At 44.5% G+C, this 16,083-nt stretch carries 12 protein-coding genes and 1 pseudogene; 5 read left to right on the top strand and 8 right to left on the bottom strand.

Annotation, left to right across the window (positions count from 1 at the left end; genetic code table 11):
• Positions 1-100 precede the first annotated feature (100 nt).
• The 3 genes and pseudogenes from NPUN_RS13915 to NPUN_RS44995 form a co-directional block, all read right to left on the bottom strand.
• Positions 101-1,510, bottom strand: a complete 1,410-nt coding sequence (locus NPUN_RS13915) for a family 2B encapsulin nanocompartment shell protein (RefSeq protein WP_012409286.1) — start codon at positions 1,508-1,510, stop codon at positions 101-103.
• A gap of 96 nt (positions 1,511-1,606) precedes the next feature.
• Positions 1,607-3,868: a family 2 encapsulin nanocompartment cargo protein terpene cyclase gene (locus NPUN_RS13920; RefSeq protein WP_012409287.1), complete on the bottom strand. Its 2,262-nt coding sequence runs from the start codon at positions 3,866-3,868 to the stop codon at positions 1,607-1,609.
• A 1,394-nt stretch (positions 3,869-5,262) separates the two neighbouring features.
• Positions 5,263-6,141: pseudogene (locus NPUN_RS44995) on the bottom strand (DUF4231 domain-containing protein).
• 586 nt (positions 6,142-6,727) lie between these two features.
• Between NPUN_RS44995 and NPUN_RS13930 the strand changes: the two are divergent.
• Positions 6,728-7,897, top strand: coding sequence for a homocysteine biosynthesis protein (locus tag NPUN_RS13930; protein ID WP_012409288.1), 1,170 nt, complete (start codon positions 6,728-6,730; stop codon positions 7,895-7,897).
• 258 nt (positions 7,898-8,155) lie between these two features.
• On the opposite strand, the gene NPUN_RS13935 is transcribed toward NPUN_RS13930, so the two are convergent.
• Positions 8,156-9,193: a hypothetical protein gene (locus NPUN_RS13935; RefSeq protein WP_012409289.1), complete on the bottom strand. Its 1,038-nt coding sequence runs from the start codon at positions 9,191-9,193 to the stop codon at positions 8,156-8,158.
• A gap of 378 nt (positions 9,194-9,571) precedes the next feature.
• Between NPUN_RS13935 and NPUN_RS13940 the strand changes: the two genes are divergently transcribed.
• Positions 9,572-10,465, top strand: coding sequence for a tetratricopeptide repeat protein (locus NPUN_RS13940; RefSeq protein WP_041566141.1), 894 nt, complete (start codon positions 9,572-9,574; stop codon positions 10,463-10,465).
• 138 nt (positions 10,466-10,603) lie between these two features.
• Here NPUN_RS13940 and NPUN_RS13945 read toward each other — a convergent pair whose 3' ends face one another.
• From NPUN_RS13945 to NPUN_RS13955, 3 genes are all read right to left on the bottom strand, one after another.
• Complete coding sequence (locus NPUN_RS13945; protein WP_012409291.1) at positions 10,604-11,224, bottom strand: TMEM165/GDT1 family protein; 621 nt, start codon at positions 11,222-11,224, stop codon at positions 10,604-10,606.
• A 386-nt stretch (positions 11,225-11,610) separates the two neighbouring features.
• On the bottom strand, positions 11,611-12,573 hold the full coding sequence (locus tag NPUN_RS13950; RefSeq protein WP_012409292.1) for a protochlorophyllide reductase: 963 nt from the start codon (positions 12,571-12,573) through the stop codon (positions 11,611-11,613).
• 88 nt (positions 12,574-12,661) lie between these two features.
• The gene (locus NPUN_RS13955; protein ID WP_041565400.1) at positions 12,662-12,871 is read right to left on the bottom strand and encodes a DUF6887 family protein; all 210 of its coding nucleotides are present in this window, start codon (positions 12,869-12,871) and stop codon (positions 12,662-12,664) included.
• A gap of 196 nt (positions 12,872-13,067) precedes the next feature.
• On the opposite strand from NPUN_RS13955, the gene NPUN_RS13960 reads away from it, so the two are divergent.
• The 3 genes from NPUN_RS13960 to NPUN_RS13970 all read left to right on the top strand — a co-directional run bounded on the left by NPUN_RS13960 (position 13,068) and on the right by NPUN_RS13970 (position 14,108).
• Positions 13,068-13,613 (top strand): T4SS efffector SepA family protein, encoded by a 546-nt coding sequence (locus NPUN_RS13960; RefSeq protein ID WP_148220315.1) that lies wholly within the window; start codon positions 13,068-13,070, stop codon positions 13,611-13,613.
• 87 nt (positions 13,614-13,700) lie between these two features.
• Positions 13,701-13,892, top strand: a complete 192-nt coding sequence (locus NPUN_RS13965) for a DUF6888 family protein (protein ID WP_041565401.1) — start codon at positions 13,701-13,703, stop codon at positions 13,890-13,892.
• Positions 13,893-13,907: 15 nt separating this feature from the next.
• The gene (locus tag NPUN_RS13970) at positions 13,908-14,108 is read left to right on the top strand and encodes a DUF6887 family protein (protein WP_012409295.1); all 201 of its coding nucleotides are present in this window, start codon (positions 13,908-13,910) and stop codon (positions 14,106-14,108) included.
• Between the two features lie 82 nt (positions 14,109-14,190).
• On the opposite strand, the gene NPUN_RS13975 is transcribed toward NPUN_RS13970, so the two are convergent.
• The gene (locus tag NPUN_RS13975; RefSeq protein ID WP_012409296.1) at positions 14,191-15,918 is read right to left on the bottom strand and encodes a succinate dehydrogenase/fumarate reductase flavoprotein subunit; all 1,728 of its coding nucleotides are present in this window, start codon (positions 15,916-15,918) and stop codon (positions 14,191-14,193) included.
• Positions 15,919-16,083: the final 165 nt, after the last annotated feature.

Here is a 16,083-nt window from a genome sequence, read left to right on the forward strand (position 1 = left end):
AATTAACTGAAAATTCCTGTAATGCTTGTAAGCTTTGATTTATCAGCATTAGAGCCAAATTAGTTCCATGTGCCAGTTGCGTAAGTCCTTTCACGAATATTTAGCGCCCGATCTCAACATCTTCGAGGATGCCAAGTGCGTCAGGAGTGAGGACGGCTGCGGAGTAGTAGGCGGTAACGAGGTAAGAGATGATCGCCTTTTCGCTGATGCCCATGAATCGAACAGACAAGCTGGGTTGGTATTCATCGGGGATACCAGTTTGATGTAAGCCGATCACCCCTTGTTTTTCTACACCAGTGCGGAGCAAAAGGATAGAACTGGTGCGGTTATTGGTGATGGGGATCTTATTGGAAGGAAAGATAGGTACGCCGCGCCAAGATGTGACCTGAACGCCGTTTACATCTACGCTTTGTGGATAGAGACCAAGGCGGTTGGCCTCACGACCGAAAGCAGCGATCGTGCGGGGGTGAGCCAGGAAGAATCCCGGCTCCTTCCATACCGTCGCTAACAGCTCGTCCAAGTCGTCGGGGGTAGGTGCACCGCTACTGCTATAGATCCGCTGCTTGAGGTCGGCGTTGTGCAGCAACCCGAATTCGCGATTGTTGAGCAACTCGTGTTCTTGACGTTCCCGCAATGCCTCGATAGTCAGCCGCAGTTGTTCTTCTGTCTGGTTGTATGGTTCATTGTACAGATCGGCTACCCGCGTACTTACTCGCAACACCGTTTGAGCAATGCTCAACTCATATTCTCTGGGTTTGAGTTCGTAATCAGCGAAGGTTCCCGGCAACTCAGCCTCTTGGGGATGATTAGCCGCCAGCTCAATAGCGGCTTCACCTTGGGGAGTCTGTGGCTGGCTCAGGCGAACGCGGAACTGTTCAACATGAGTTCGCAAGGCCTCGGACTGATCGATCGCCCTCTCAAACACCTCTTGGGGTAGCGACAAAACTATGGTTCTGGTAATTGCCTTGAGGGTATACTGCCAGGTGTCGTCGGACTGCACCACAGTTTCATCGCCGAAATGGTCGCCGTCGGCGAGCACATCGAACACGATCTGCTCGCCATACTTGCCAACACCAATTTTGTTTACCTTGCCACGAGCAATCAGAATGACGCGATCGGCAGGCTGGCCAAGTTCGACGATTACATCATCTGGAGCGTACTCCTGCTGAACAAACTGGTTTGCTAACCCGGTCAATACGTCAAGGTTGTTAAACCCTCGCAGCAAGGGCAACTCAGTAAGTTCCAGGGGAATCACCTGCACCGCAGCTCCAGTGTTGGTGAAAGTCACCCGTCCATCACCCACGGAATAACTCAACCGACGGTTGACCCGATAAGCGCCACCTTTTGTTTGCACCCACGGCAATAACTTCAATAACCAGCGCGATGTAATTTCCTGGGTTTGCGGTGCAGATTTGGCCGTTGTCGCCAAATTACGCGCCGCTGCTGTACTCAAGGTTAAATGGGGCTGCTGATCTTCTACATTCAAATTGGGGTCGTTAGAATACGTCACAACTTAATCCTCCACTTTTTAGTTACTAAAAAAATCGATCTCACGCGATCGCATACTGACCTTGAAAACTTTAGTCACCGACAAAAAAACCTGACTTCATTGACCGAGTAATGACTTGAGACTCCCCTGACCGATCAACGATCCAATACGCCTAGCTGAAGTACCCAGCCCTCTGGGACCGCTAAGTAGCCGCCCTGCTAACGAATTACGCAATTCAAATTCCTTATAGCGGTCTACCGTTATATGCCACTTGAGGACGCCGCACATCCACTGCTCTAGTTTCTTGACGTATCCGAGCAGTTTCTCGCGGGTACTTGCATCCAGGTCGAAATCATCGAAAAGAACTGGCAGTTCGGTGGCGACGATGAGTTGAAACTGGAGCGCCCTAGAGGTCATCAGGTTGTTGACAACTTCGACGGCCTGCGGCAAATCGCAGTTGAGGAAATTCTGAACGACCAGCACACAGTTATGGATTTCGCCCTCGAATTCGATTTCTTTCTGATAGGAAAAGATATCGTTGGTTAAACAGGCGAAGTCGGCGGCCGAATTATCGAGCGATCGCATCGTTCGGGTGCGGTAAATCTCCTGCGGGATCTCGCTCCCCTGAGCTAGTCGCGACAGGCTCATGGTCAGATCCGAGCCAAAGGTCTTACGGCGCATCTCAACATAATCTATCGGGTCAGGAATTCGATTTTGGATCTGGTTGGCGAGTTCCCACACCCAACTGTCAGTCATATCCTGGATTGCGCGGCGGAACTGAGTCCGTGCGTTGGCAGACATGGGACCAGCTGTGCGAGACCAAATATCTGCCAAGCCCGCTTCCACTGGATTGGTCGGAACCTCGCTGGGGGTGGAGTCATCCAGAGGCATGAACGCCGACAGTCGAGCGTTGAATACTTTCGCACCAGCCATGTTGCGGTTATTCCCGTAGAGCGCCGGGAAGTAATCGTCGGCATAGGTTCCCCAAACAAGCCAGCACGCTGTCAGATTCAGTTCAAGACCAGACCCATTCGGATGGATCAACGCACCGCAGAGAGCTACGTCGGCAACATCAAACTTGTGGTCATCCCAGATGACGGCATCAGGAATCCCAGGTAGTGATTCCAGCATCCCCATCTGGCGCGCCCATTCCTTAGAATGCTTCCGTGCGGCATTGAGATGAGGATTCAAACTTGTAGTGAACGGCATGTAAAACTTCGGCAGGGTCACTGGTCCCACAGGCTGGTATGGAACGTGAGTGAAGCTTTTAATTCTTCCTAAACCCAAGGCCGCATATAACGATTCAATCCGCGCAGCCGATGTGCCTAGCCCTGTGGGTCCTCCCAGAACCGTAGATGTTGGAGAATTGTCTCCTCCCTTGTTCATGTAACGGCTTGATCGCATGTGCCACTCGTGACCGCCCGACTGCCAGTCCTGAAGTCCTTTGATATAAAGGAGAACGTTCACACGAGCCACTGGGTCTAGTCCATACTCCTCAAAGAGGGGGGGCAACTCGGTGACGGCAGTGTTATCAAACTGGTATAACCGCGAGGTCAGCAGTTCGTTGGTGAGGTTAGCTGCCTCCTGGGTACTCACATTTAAGAAGCGCTCCAAGACCAACACACAGTTGGCATTTTCGCCTTCATCTTCCACTTCTCTCTGGTAGGAGAAGAGGTCGTTGCGTAAATGCACTCCATCGGCAAACGTGTCTTTTAGCACACGCATTGGCCGAGTCGAGGCAATGTCAGCCGGAATCTCTATAAACACGGCGTGTTCGACGAGATCCGCTGACCACGGAGCGCCACCAACCTTGCGGCGCATTTCGATGTATTCGATGGGGTTAGCGACTCGATCCTGGTTGATATTGGCGAGTTCCCACAGAGACTCTTCCAGGAGGTTCTTGGTACTCTCGAAGAATCGAAGTCGCCAGTCCACAGATTTAGTAAATGCGGTGCGAGACCACAGGTCGGCCAAGCCGCACTCCACGGGGTTGGTAGGTACTGGGGGGGTTTCAGTGGGGTAAATTGGCATGAACATTGGTAATCTGCCGAGATACTCCTTCGCCCCAGCCATGTCTTGGGTACGCTTATAGATTTCAAGGAAGTGATCGTCGAAGAAGAACACCCAAACATACCAGTCGGTCACTAGGTCAAGCTCCGTTCCTGGTGCATCTGGATGGGTATACGAGCAAAGCAAGGCGTAGTCGTGAGCATCGAATGTGCGCTCGTCCCAGATAACCGAGCTTTCCGCTTCCTCTTTTGAGCCAAGTATCCCCATCTGGTAAGCCCAGGCTTTGGAATGCGATCGCGCCGCTTCCAGGTTTGGATTCAGCCGCGCGGGCCAAGGCATGTAAAATTCTGGCAGTTCAAAGGGTTGCATGATCTGCGCGTAACCTCCTCTGGAGTCTTCTTGCTGTCTTCATTTCGTGGCTGAGATTGGCAATTGATGAGCATCTTTACCAATCGCGCTACGTCCCCACGTGTAGTTTTTTGGTGGTGGCTCGTATCAAGGGAATAATTTGAAGAAAAATTCAGAATTCAGGAGCAAAGCCAAAGACACTCCACCTTTGGTCAGAATCAATCTGTAGGCGATTCAAACCCGCGACTGATAGCGTCTCGTAAAGAGCGTATTGAAGACCACCAAATCGTAGACTTGGTGGGAGTGCAAAAACGCCTGTTATTTATTTATTCGCCAGTCGTACAGAATACCCAACTGAATTCTGACTCCTAACTCCTGAATTCTGTTTCGATAAAATGCTCTTAGTCCAGATAAAGAACTATGTGACTTTTAACTCAAGTTCCCTATAACTAAAGATAGGAGATTTGAAAAATCTGTTTTAGGTCTTACTCATTTCAGATGATGGCAAATGAATGTTTAGTAATTTATGGTGTTCTCATAATCTTTCATGGTTATAGAAAAAAAGCAATACGTAGGCTCAAGCATTTAAACAGATAGTTAAACTAAAATTGAACAATTAGAAGACAGTTAAGACAGTTAAGCAGATAATTAAACTAAAATTGAACAATTAGAAGACAGTTAAGACAGTTAAGCAGATAATTAAACTATTTAATACTGTTATTAAACAATAATTACTGATTGTAAAATTTTGTAAATAAAGCAATACGGTTCGGTCCATCCACAAACCGAGTAGATCCTCTAAACCCAAATCTATATAAGTCTTCTCAATGATGATATAGATGAAAAAATTGTGGTTTCGCTAGATGCTTTTGACGTGATGCCTTTCTATTAAATTTTGCTTTTGTATTAGTACACGAAGCCGCTGCTAGAATCAAAAACCAACATTGTAACAAGCATTTTTAACCACAAACCCAGCTATATGGCTCATATTTGATTCTTGAAAAAATTCAGTATAGCTCAAAGAGCCTTCTTGACTTTAGCAAGATTGCCTATTGCCTGTTGCCTGCCTATCGCGCTTGCGCTGCGCTTCTCTACGAGAGGCTTGTCTGCGACACGCTCCGCGAACGCCAACGCGCACCACGCAAATAATTATGGCTACGCCACGCTGCGCGAACAAAAATCAAATCGGATTACTATAATACATTAAATTTATTACAGAAGTCAGCAAAATAGGAAAGGGGTTTTTATTACCCCTCTCCTATTTTGCAAAAGCTGCAATTGTGTAAAATAACAATTAAGATTTTCGGTTTTTTTTATAAGTTGGGAATCTTAGCCTTTCCAGTTAGTCTGAAGAAATCCTATTTGAACTAATACTCAACTGATTAGCTATCGCAATTAACTAATCAAGTATCTTTCTACTTCGTTACCTCTGCTCCTGCTTTGTTTAACTCATTAGATGAAGAAATAGATTCTGTCTTCTCTGATTTCCTGTCACTCGTTTGTTGCAATTGGTTGAGATGAATATTGTTCACTTGAACAATAAAGTATTCTAATGCTTGACTTGTCTTTTGTTGCTGTTGCGTTTCGTCAGATATATCATAGCAGCGATAAGGTGGAGTCACACCCAATATAAATTTTTCTTGTTCAGCTTCTAATAATTCAACTGCTGTGTTAGCAGCAAGTGAATTCTTCTGAAAAGGAAAAGAGATAACTATACTGGCAACTATAGAAGCAATAGCTGGGCAGAGTACAGGTAGCCATTTGAGCCAAGCTTGTCCTGCTTCTAATTTGTCTACCAGAACTAAAATTGGTGTGACTCCTGATAAAATCACCGCAATTTGCAAACTATAGTAAAGGTTCCTTGATACACCCCTAATTTTTTTATAATCATCAATCAAGTCTTAGCTGTATTGTAAAACCTTTCCTCTTGTTAGAGTCAGTGTCTCTTTATCCCAAGAATTAGGGTTAGTTAATAGATAACTATACAGTTCAGCTTTTTTGGTGAGTTCTGACTGATAAGCCACCTTCTTATAATTCTGGAATACTTGTCTGTTGATAAGCAACAAAAAAAATAATAAATTTAGAGTTACTGCCCCAGAAATGACAACTGTTTTATCTTCTGAAAGAAAAACAATAAAGAGTGCGGAAGAAACAAAAGCTGCAAGTAATAAATACTCAATTACTTTCAAGTTAAATAACTTTTTTTCATCTGATGTAGAGGATAAATTTTCAATCCTATCAGAAATTCTCTTTTGGTTTCTTTGATTAAGATTAGGTAATTCAGAAGTAGTAATTGCCTCTTACTCAATTCGTTATCGGATGAAATGTAGCAATAAAATGAATAGCAATAAATAGAATTAATTGTGCTGAGGGGGTAGAAGTCAGGACAACTTTGCAAATATATAGAGTTCTAACTTTTATTTAGACATTCTTGTATAATTGCTTTTAAGTAGTTCTCCCTTAGCAAAACTTCTAGCATCTACTTATTAGCTCCCATTTCTTGATTAACTTGTTGGCTGAGATGCTTTACAAAAGCCAGAAATATTTCTTTCTGTTGACGTAAAATTATCTAGATCCAGCAAGCCTAATCAATCCTAACCATATATATTTGATTGATAATGCAAGGCTTTTTTAATAGTAATTTTACACAGATGTTTAAAAACTTTTGATACTAATTGCTTACTTATGCCGAAAAATATATGATTTGGACTTTGCAATAGTTGAATTGATTTTTTGAGGAATTTTAAGCCTATTGGAGGTGTTAAGCTGTCGTGTCAAGATTGGCAGACAACTATTTCGACAGGAAATTATGCAAGATTCTCTGATTTATCAAGATATCCTTCAAAGAGGAAGATAGCAGGAAGCGTTAGCACTTATAAGATGCGAACAATTGCAGAAATTAACGAGAAAATCATCCGCCAACGTGCGGTAGTGTTGACAACTGAAGAGTTAAAAGCACGAGTTGTAGAAATCGGTGTTACTAAAGCGGCTAAAGAAGTTGACGTAATTACCACTGGTACTTTTGAGCCGATGGAATCAAGCGGTGCAATTATCAATCTCGGACACACTGACCCTCCGATCAAAATTCGTCGTTGTTGGTTAGATGGTGTACCAGCATACTCTGGTTTCGGGGCAGTAGATTTATATTTGGGTGCGAGTTGTGCTGTGGAGACGACAGACGGAGAGGAAGTCCGAGAACGTGGCGGCGGTCATGTAATCGAAGATTTAATCGCTGGTAAAGCTATACATGTAAAAGCGCAAGGACAAGTAACAGATTGCTACCCCAGAGCAAGTTTTGAAACTACAGTTACCCGTGAAACGATTAATCAGTTTTATTTATTCAATCCGCGCAATCTTTATCAAAATTTTATTGTTGGTGTAAATGGTGGCGATCGCCCCCTCTTCACCTATCTGGGCCCTTTACAACCCCGTTTGGGGAATGCCGTTTACTCTAATCCCGGTGCTATTTCACCCTTACTCAACGATCCAGATTTGCAACTTGTTGGTATAGGGACTCGAATTTTTTTAGGCGGCGGTATTGGCTATGTTGCCTGGGAAGGCACTCAGCACTTCCCCTTACAAAAACGTTTAGCTAATCGTACACCAATTGGGCCTTCTGCGACTTTAGCTTTAATTGGTGATGCCAAACAAATGGATGCTCATTGGGTACGGGGTTGTTACTTTAAAAGTTATGGTCCCTCATTAATGTTAGGCGTTGGTGTCCCACTCCCTGTATTAAATGAACAAGTAGTTGAACACTGCGCCGTACAGGATAAAGACTTAGTAGCCCCAATAGTAGATTTTTCCATTCCCCGGCGCGTTCGTCCCACTTTTGGTTTGGTGAGTTATGCCCAACTCAAATCTGGGAAGATCGCTATTGAGGGCAAAGCTGTACGCTCTGCCCCCTTAGCGAGTTTGTTTTTTTCTAGGCAAGTCGCCCTAGAGTTGAAAAAGTGGATCGAAGCAGGAACGTTTACCCTCACAGAACCAGTTTCTCCAATTCCGATGGAGCGATCTTTTCTACCCCAAGACCGTCGAACGGATTTTTGATCTTGGGGCAGGGGGCAGAGGGCAGGGGGCAGAGGGCAGGGGGCAGAGGAGGCAGAGGAAGCAGGGGAGGCAGGGGAAGCAGAGGAAAAATAACTAATGCCCAATTCCCAATGCCCAATACAACTCTTGGAGAGGCTACGCCTTAAGCGTAGCTATGCCGCAGGCTTTACGGCTTCTCTACGAGACACTACGCGTTAGCGGAGCTTTCGCTTTAGCGATACCCTCAGTACAAGTTCCCAATGCCCAATGCCCAATTCCCTAATCTTGAGTTGGTTTCGGCCGCTTGATAATAGGCTTCGGAGCGGGCGCTCTTGGTATAGGTTTTGACACTACAGAAGTGTCGCCGCCTGCGCCTGTTTTTTTGATGGGACGCGGAGTTTCGCCACTACGTCTGGGGGGGAATGGTTTTCTACCACCAGCACTAGCACCACCGCCACCGCCAGCACGAGGGCCACCTCTGAATGGTGGTTTGCGTTTTTTGGGCAAGTCAGCGATCGCTTCAGCTTTTTCTACGATCAAAACATCAGCTTCTCGCTTGGCTTGGAAATCCCAGAACTTTCCTACCGCTTTGGTGGTCAGGACACCCCTCAATTTCAACTTGAAATACTTGGGTTTGTCAGTTGGTTTGCGTGCAGCCTGCCTAATTTTGACTACCAAACTCTTAGCGTCAAAAGATTGGTATACTACCTCACCACGAACAGAAAAACCACCATCAGCTACTTCTGATGAGGGGATCGCGGGAATTGTGCTTAATTCAGAATTTTCGGATAAGCCATCATCAAGTGTCTGTGACTCTTGCAACTCTTCTAAATCTGACTCATCCTCATCTGTTGAGCTTTTAGCCAGATTTTCTGGCTCCCAAACTCCGACGATTTGGATGTGCAAGGTGTCATTTTCTTGTCTTGTACGTGGATATACTACCCACAAGTGTTCTTTTTCTAAGTCTAGATGATTCTTGACTAAGCTCATAATCCGGCCTAGGAGGACGGCATTGAGTTCTACACCATCTGTGGTTAGCAGTGTACCTTGAGTAAATTGTTCGCTGCTAGCATGATAGCGACCCCGGACTAATCCGATAGCTCGGTACTGCATCGGTTCGCTGGGAGGCGGAATCGGTTGCTGTCGATTGACTAAGTTCCCATTTGAGTCAGTCTCGCTGGGGTTGACAGGCGAATTTTCAAGTTTAGAGGGCTTGGCTACTATGTGAACATTAGAGGCAGCCTCTATTTTATTTGGGCCCTGGTTAGAGGCAGAAGAATTGGAGGATTCAGGCAACGGCATCAGGTCGGAATTCATAAAAACTCCTTGCGGCGGAGACACATCCCATTGTGGGATTTTATAAAGGTAGCTGGAAAGAGCATTTGTGCGATTGATGAAAGTATATTTGCTTTTCACAAATTCACACTAGGGTACTCTATACAATCCTAAAGGCGCTAAATTTAGTGTTTGTACATTAAACGTGTAATTTAGCGCCTTTACACTAGTTTCGGAAGCATATCATAGCTACAATTCTGACGGCTCCTCCTAAAGTCATCACTTACTTTAGCAGTGTAAATAGTTAATTGTTATAAAATTCACAGGCAATTGGCGATATTCCGCAAAGTTTTGGAAATTTATAACTTTACGATTTGTGTAAATGATAATGTCATTAGAGTTCAGGAGGAAGACAAAACTGTGCATCAAACACGCAATCGCTGGATAGTTCAAGTCGTCTTGGCGCTGGCAGTTCTTGCTTTTGTGGGTGTTTCGGTGATTCCCATAATTGGAGCATTTAATAATACGCCATCCTCAAACCAAAATACCGCTAGCACCAGAGGCACTTTACCTTCTGCTGACCAAAAATCAAAATTAGAAGATGAAGTACGGGGTTATGAACTGGTTTTGCAAAGGGAACCAGAAAATCAGACTGCGCTTAAGGGCTTATTGCAGGCGCGTCTACAACTACTGAGTCAAAAAGAAAAAAGTGAGGTTAAACCGGCTGATATCCAAGTTGTCATTGAACCTCTGGAAAAGCTAGCCAAGCTAAATCCCGAACAGTCAGAATATTCAGTGCTACTAGCTCAAGCTAAACAGCAAATAGGCGATCGCGAAGGAGCCGCTCAAGCTTATCGCGCAATTCTGTCTACAAAACCTGGCGATTTGAAGGCTTTGCAAGGAATGGTGGCTTTGTTAATCAGTCAGCAACGCCCAGAAGCAGCTATTGGTTTGCTGCAAGAAACCCTCTCGAAAGCAGCCCAAGTAAATACAATTCAGCCTGGAAGTGTAGATACAGTAGCCGTGCAGGTGCTGTTAGGTTCTGTTCATGCTTCCCAGAAACGCTACGCTCAAGCTAGCTCTGTATATGACCAAGCAATTAAGAGAGATCCTAAAGATTTTCGCCCCGTTGTGGCAAAAGCGATGCTCTTGAAACAACAGGGCAAAGACGCAGATGCAAAACCCTTATTTGATAGTGCCGCAGCTTTAGCACCTGCTCAGTACAAAGACGAAATTAAAAAAGCAGGAATGACTTCCCCCATTCCTAATTCGGCCGTATCTCCCGCGCCTTCATTGAAAAGTACACCTAAGTAATGGGCATGGCACATGGGGCATTGGGCATAGAGAAGAGACAAGGGAGACAAGGAAGAGACTTGTTCAATAATTTCTCCTTGTCCCCCTTGTCCCCTTGTCTCCCTTGTCCCCCTGCTCCCCTGCTCCCTGCTTATTTCCTCACGCTCCTTCAATGGCAGCTACGAAACCAAAGACTAAAAACAGGCATCCGCCAATCAGGGTGAGTTGACGCTCAGAAATGCGGCCGGCAATCATTTTGCCACCAATAACTGCGATCGCAGCACAAATGGTATGTCCTAAAATTGCACCTACTGTCACTCCAATGGGATTATTACCTGCGGCTAGGGCAATGGTGGCAATTTGGGTGCGATCGCCCCACTCTGCCATAAATGTCAATATAAAGGCTTCTATTACAATCGCTAAGGAAGTCTTTTTCTTTGGTAATTCCAAATCTGCTTTTTTCACCGCAGCTTCGGCTTCTTCTATAACTTCCGTATCACAAGCAGCCGAAGACATCTTACTCGCGTCATATAACAGCTTGATACCAAAGGCAAGAAACAAAACTATTTCGGCGTAATGAATGTAAGCTTTTGGCAACAAAGATACCGCTTGTCCAAATAGCACCGAAACGATTGTCATCGCGGCTAAAGCAGCTGTCACACCTATAAATACCAGCCGCCGTGGGTGGTGCATTGCCAAAATAACAGCAATAAAAAATGTTTTATCGCCTAATTCGGAAACTGTAATTAATAATAAACCTGCGGTAAAAGCTGTTAACACTCTCTCAAGCTCCTGAAGAATCCTTTACCGATGTGAAGCTTGATGAGAACCAAAAGACCTCACCAAGTTTACACTTTTCGGTGTGAACTTAGTGAAGGTCTCGCTTTCAAATATTGATTATCTGCCATCTGAACCAGGCTCATCGCCAGTATGTTGATTCAGATGTACTGGCTTTTATTTTTTTGCCAGCAGCTACTCCCCTTCAATGCGAGTCTGATCGTACATCTGTTATAGGTAAAAGTCAAGAGTGGGCAATGGAGAGATATAACTTTAGAAAAGCGGCACATATAGGCCAATTCAGGCTTACTTACGTAAAAAATTCTCATCTGTGACTTCTGGACAGATAAGATCAATCATGCACAAGGTTAACGCCAAATCATATCCCATCAAGCCAGCCCGACCAATTTAGCACTTAGTTGCCATAAGCGATCGCCTTTGTCGTCATCGCGGGCTTGAGGAGAAACCTTTTGAACAAAGGATTTACCATCTTCCTTCTGACGATTTCCCCAACTCCAATACACACCAGATTGATTGTACTCAGGATCGGCAACCACCGCCGCAACTCGTTCTCCCGCCAACTCCTGAGACACATATCCCTTAGTTATGTACTTCTGGAATAATGGAAAGATTTTCTGAAATAGAGGATAGTGGTTTCTAAATAGTGGCGTTTCTGCAACACATCCCGGATAGAGAGAGTTGAAGACGATACCAGTTGATTCGTGATAGCGCTGATGCAGTTCCCGCATAGTCAGCACATTACAAACCTTACTGTCTTTGTAAGCTTTGACTGGTTCAAATTTTTTACCATCAATCATTGAGATCGGCTCTTTAAACCCTTCTGCAAAGCCCTGCAAATCGCCCAAGTCTGGACGCGGCGGAATCTTCCCACCCAGTTCGTCTGGATTGTGGGTAACAGTTCCCAAAATTACGAGCCTTGGCTCTGAAGATGACTTCTTCAGATCCTCTAGCATCAGATTGCACAAAAGGAAATGTCCCAGGTGATTTGTGGTGACAGTTAACTCGTAACCTTCTGGACTGCGTAAAGGCTCTTTTATTAAGGGCATATAAATTGCAGCGTTGCACACCAAAGCGTCTAGAGAGTGTCCGCTTGCTCGGAAGTTCTTCACAAATTGTCGAACGCTATCCAAAGAGCCAAGATCGATATGCATGATAGTGTAGCTGCCCTGATGCGGGATTCCCACAGATTGGGCTGCCAGTTGAGCTTTGGCTACATCCCTACAGGCCATCACTACATACCATCCCCTTTCAGCAAGAGCCTTGGCAGCGTACAAACCGACCCCTGAAGAGGCACCTGTGATTACAACCGTTGACTTCCTATCCTGTACCATTCTATTCAGACTCTGTGAATCACCTTTTTCTCTCTTCAGGATTTTACATCACTGAGTCACCACATCTGTTATGGTTGGCGATCGCTTCTCACTCAGTTCGATTGAGTTTTTCTAAGAGGAGAGCTTCTACCTCGCTCTCAGGATTATCTAGATCAAAAGGATAGAGTTGTTGTGTAGCAGAGTCACAACGACTCATCAAAACTTGCAATGCAGCCTGAAATGCTTCTTCTTCATTTCTATGTTCTGAAAGATATCGTTTAAGTTCAGTATTGGTCATCTGGTTGAGGTTCTGCATCATACAACAAATTTCCAATTCCCATGTTGATCAATTATGGCTGCAATCTCATCCTTCAAAGCAGCTTGAATATAAAGCGTTTTCAACTTCTGGTCTTAGCGGAAAACCTGGATGGACTGATACAGATTAAAAAGTAACTGGCATTTTAAATATATTTATGTTACAGATAAATATAGAGTAAGTAAATACACAAGGATATATGATGCCGGTTATCAGAATACCTGATCCCATTTACAAAAGGCTCCAAGCCCTGGCTGTCCCTTTCGAGGATACACCCATCACTGTTATTGAGAAGTTATTGAATGAATATGAGGCACGTTACCAGCCTCAACAAGTTTTTGAAACCGAGAATTATAAAGTTCTTGAACCTGATACTCCAAGTAATTTACACTATACCAGAGTGCTTCGAGCCGTAATTGGTAGTCAGGAAATTCATCAACCGAACTGGAACAAAATCGTCGATGCAGCACACAAAATGGCTATTCGAGAAGGATTTTCTGTAGAGGAACTCATAAAGCTAACCCTTGCCCATATTGTTAAGGGTGAAAAAATTAATTCTGGTTTTCACTACTTGCCAGAGGTAAATATTTCGATACAGGGTGTAGATTCAAATCTTGCTTGGCGTAACACTTTGCACTTAATGAAGAATTTGAAAATGCCAATTGAAATATATTTCGAGTGGCGTGACAAAGAGGGAGCAGCGTATCCCGGTGAGAAGGGGAAGTTAATTTGGAATGCTAAATAGGATGTGAGAATCACAACTATAAGAGCATCGCTGGATGGGTTTATATAATTAACTCTGTTACATATAAATTTATAAATAGAAAAATTCATGGACGAGCTACAACCAAGAGTAGAACAGCTACGATCCTTGTATAGACTTTGCCATCAGCTTACAAATGTGATGTTCCAGCCAATTCACATCGTGCGATTAGATGAACGATCGCTCAATATATTTATATTAGCTGGGCAAGACGAAGGAATAGAGCTAGAAATTAAGCCAGATGGTAGTATAGAACCATGAATGTAGTATAGAACTATGAATCAGGTAAACTATACAGCAATGAGCGACCAAGAGCTAAAGAGTTACTTTCTCACCCACAAGGATGATAAGGAAGCCTTTTATGCTTACATGGATAGACGAAAATCTCGTCATCGTGATGCTGCAATACAATTAAATGATCCAGCTTGGGAAGAAAAGATAATAGCTGTGATTCAGAAACAATTAGGTTCTGATTGATAACTTAATCATTTCATATTTTTAATCGAGGTGGACAAAGTTTTTGTAGTCCCCTCGATTTCCCATATAAATTTACCTTTAGCTAATACTTCCGTTCTTTTGGCTCAAACATAGTAATTGCCACCGGTCGATATTGAATATCAATTCCTGCTGGTGAATAGTAAGCCATCGTGTGTTTCAGAAAGTTTGTATCATCTCGCTCGGAATAATCTTCGCGGAAATGAGCGCCCCGACTTTCTTGACGATTCAGCGCTGATGCTAAAATAGTCTGTCCCACTATCATCAAACTTCGCAATTCTAAGGCTTCCACGAGTTCTGTATTCCAGCAACTACCTTTATCATCTAAATAAATTTGTGGATATCGCTGTTGTATTTCTTCTAGTTTGTGTAACCCTTCACTCATTAATGCCTCTGTGCGGAAAACACCACAGTACTCAGTCATACAATCCTGAAAGGCTTGACGAACTTGGTTAATGCGATACTGCCCTGGTTGTTCTAGTAAAGCTTGGATTTGTTGCTGGGCTTCCGTTACATAGCGTTGCTCATCTACAGAGGGCAACTTCCGTTTTTGGACAAATTTGGCGATCGCAGCCCCAGTTCTCTTACCATAAACGACACATTCCAACAGGGAGTTACTACCAAGGCGATTGGCACCATGTACGGAAACACAAGATGTTTCGCCAGCCGCAAAGAAAGCATCAACTAAACCATCACCACTACTGCGGACTTGCCCATCAGTATTAACTGGAATACCACCCATACAATAGTGAATTGTTGGGCGGACTGGCATTGGTTGAGTTACTGCGTCAACGCCCACTAAGCGGTGTGCTTCTTCCCAACAGAAGGGGACGCGACTCATAATTTTTTCTTTACCCAAATGGCGGAGATCCAGATAGACAAAGGGACCACCAGCACTACCATCGAGATTAATACCACGACCAGCGCGAATTTCATAAGCGATCGCGCGTGAGGTAATATCACGGGGAGCCAATTCCATCCGACTGGGTGCATAATTCGCCATAAAGCGATCGCCTTCACTATTAATCAGATACGCCCCTTCACCCCTTACTGCTTCTGAAATCAGCACCCCTACTGGATATAAACCCGTGGGATGAAATTGCACAAATTCCATATCTTCGAGGGGCAAACCTGCGATCGCAGTCATTGCCAAACCATCACCTGAAGAAGCGTAATCATTAGAGGTAGTATTATAAACGCGACCATAGCCCCCAGTGGCAAACATCACCGCCTTGGCTCGCACCACCTCTATATGTCCATCCAAAAGATGGAACATAACCACACCTTTGGCCTCATTTTCTTCCAAAATGAGACGCATTACATACCATTCTTCATAAACTTGCACCCCATAACGCCGCAGGTTGTTAACCAATTCGTGCAAAATTGCGTGACCGGTCTTATCGGCAGCATAACAAGTGCGGTTGTGGGAATGTCCGCCAAAAGCTCGTTGGGCAATGCGACCATCGGGTAAGCGAGAGAACAAAACGCCTAAATGTTCCAAATCAATTACCACATCTGGCGCTTCTTGGGTAAGAATTGCCACAGCATCTTGGTCTGCCAAATAATCAGAACCCTTGACAGTATCAAAAGCATGTGCTTCCCAACTATCTTGGGAATCAACATTTTTTAGCGATGCAGCCATACCACCTTGAGCCGCCACCGAATGGGAGCGAATTGGGTGTGTTTTCGCAACCACAGCAATATTTAAACTAGGGTCAGTGCGAGCAATTTCCACCGCCGCACGACATCCCGCCAATCCACCCCCAACAATAATTACATCGTGTTCCAGCATAATTAGCCCCCTGATTGCAAAGCACTGCTGTTCTATTGTAGAGATGTGATTAATCAGGCAGTGCATTGCTGCGATCGCGTCTCTACAAAAAAATTCCCTGCCTCTAGACAGGGATATTATGACAAATTTTGAAATTAGGAATGAAAATTTAATCCTAACTTTTGT

The organism is Nostoc punctiforme PCC 73102 (assembly GCF_000020025.1).
Taxonomy (GTDB): Bacteria; Cyanobacteriota; Cyanobacteriia; order Cyanobacteriales; family Nostocaceae; genus Nostoc; species Nostoc punctiforme.

What these genes read in the sequence shown, in the direction of transcription:
- NPUN_RS13920 (WP_012409287.1), bottom strand. Translation starts at nt 3,868, where the DNA reads ATGCAACCCTTTGAACTGCCAGAATTTTACATGCCTTGGCCCGCGCGG.
- NPUN_RS13930 (WP_012409288.1), top strand. Translation starts at nt 6,728, where the DNA reads ATGCGAACAATTGCAGAAATTAACGAGAAAATCATCCGCCAACGTGCG.
- NPUN_RS13935 (WP_012409289.1), bottom strand. Translation starts at nt 9,193, where the DNA reads ATGAATTCCGACCTGATGCCGTTGCCTGAATCCTCCAATTCTTCTGCC.
- NPUN_RS13950 (WP_012409292.1), bottom strand. Translation starts at nt 12,573, where the DNA reads ATGGTACAGGATAGGAAGTCAACGGTTGTAATCACAGGTGCCTCTTCA.
- NPUN_RS13955 (WP_041565400.1), bottom strand. Translation starts at nt 12,871, where the DNA reads ATGATGCAGAACCTCAACCAGATGACCAATACTGAACTTAAACGATAT.
- NPUN_RS13960 (WP_148220315.1), top strand. Translation starts at nt 13,068, where the DNA reads ATGATGCCGGTTATCAGAATACCTGATCCCATTTACAAAAGGCTCCAA.
- NPUN_RS13965 (WP_041565401.1), top strand. Translation starts at nt 13,701, where the DNA reads ATGGACGAGCTACAACCAAGAGTAGAACAGCTACGATCCTTGTATAGA.
- NPUN_RS13970 (WP_012409295.1), top strand. Translation starts at nt 13,908, where the DNA reads ATGAATCAGGTAAACTATACAGCAATGAGCGACCAAGAGCTAAAGAGT.
- NPUN_RS13975 (WP_012409296.1), bottom strand. Translation starts at nt 15,918, where the DNA reads ATGCTGGAACACGATGTAATTATTGTTGGGGGTGGATTGGCGGGATGT.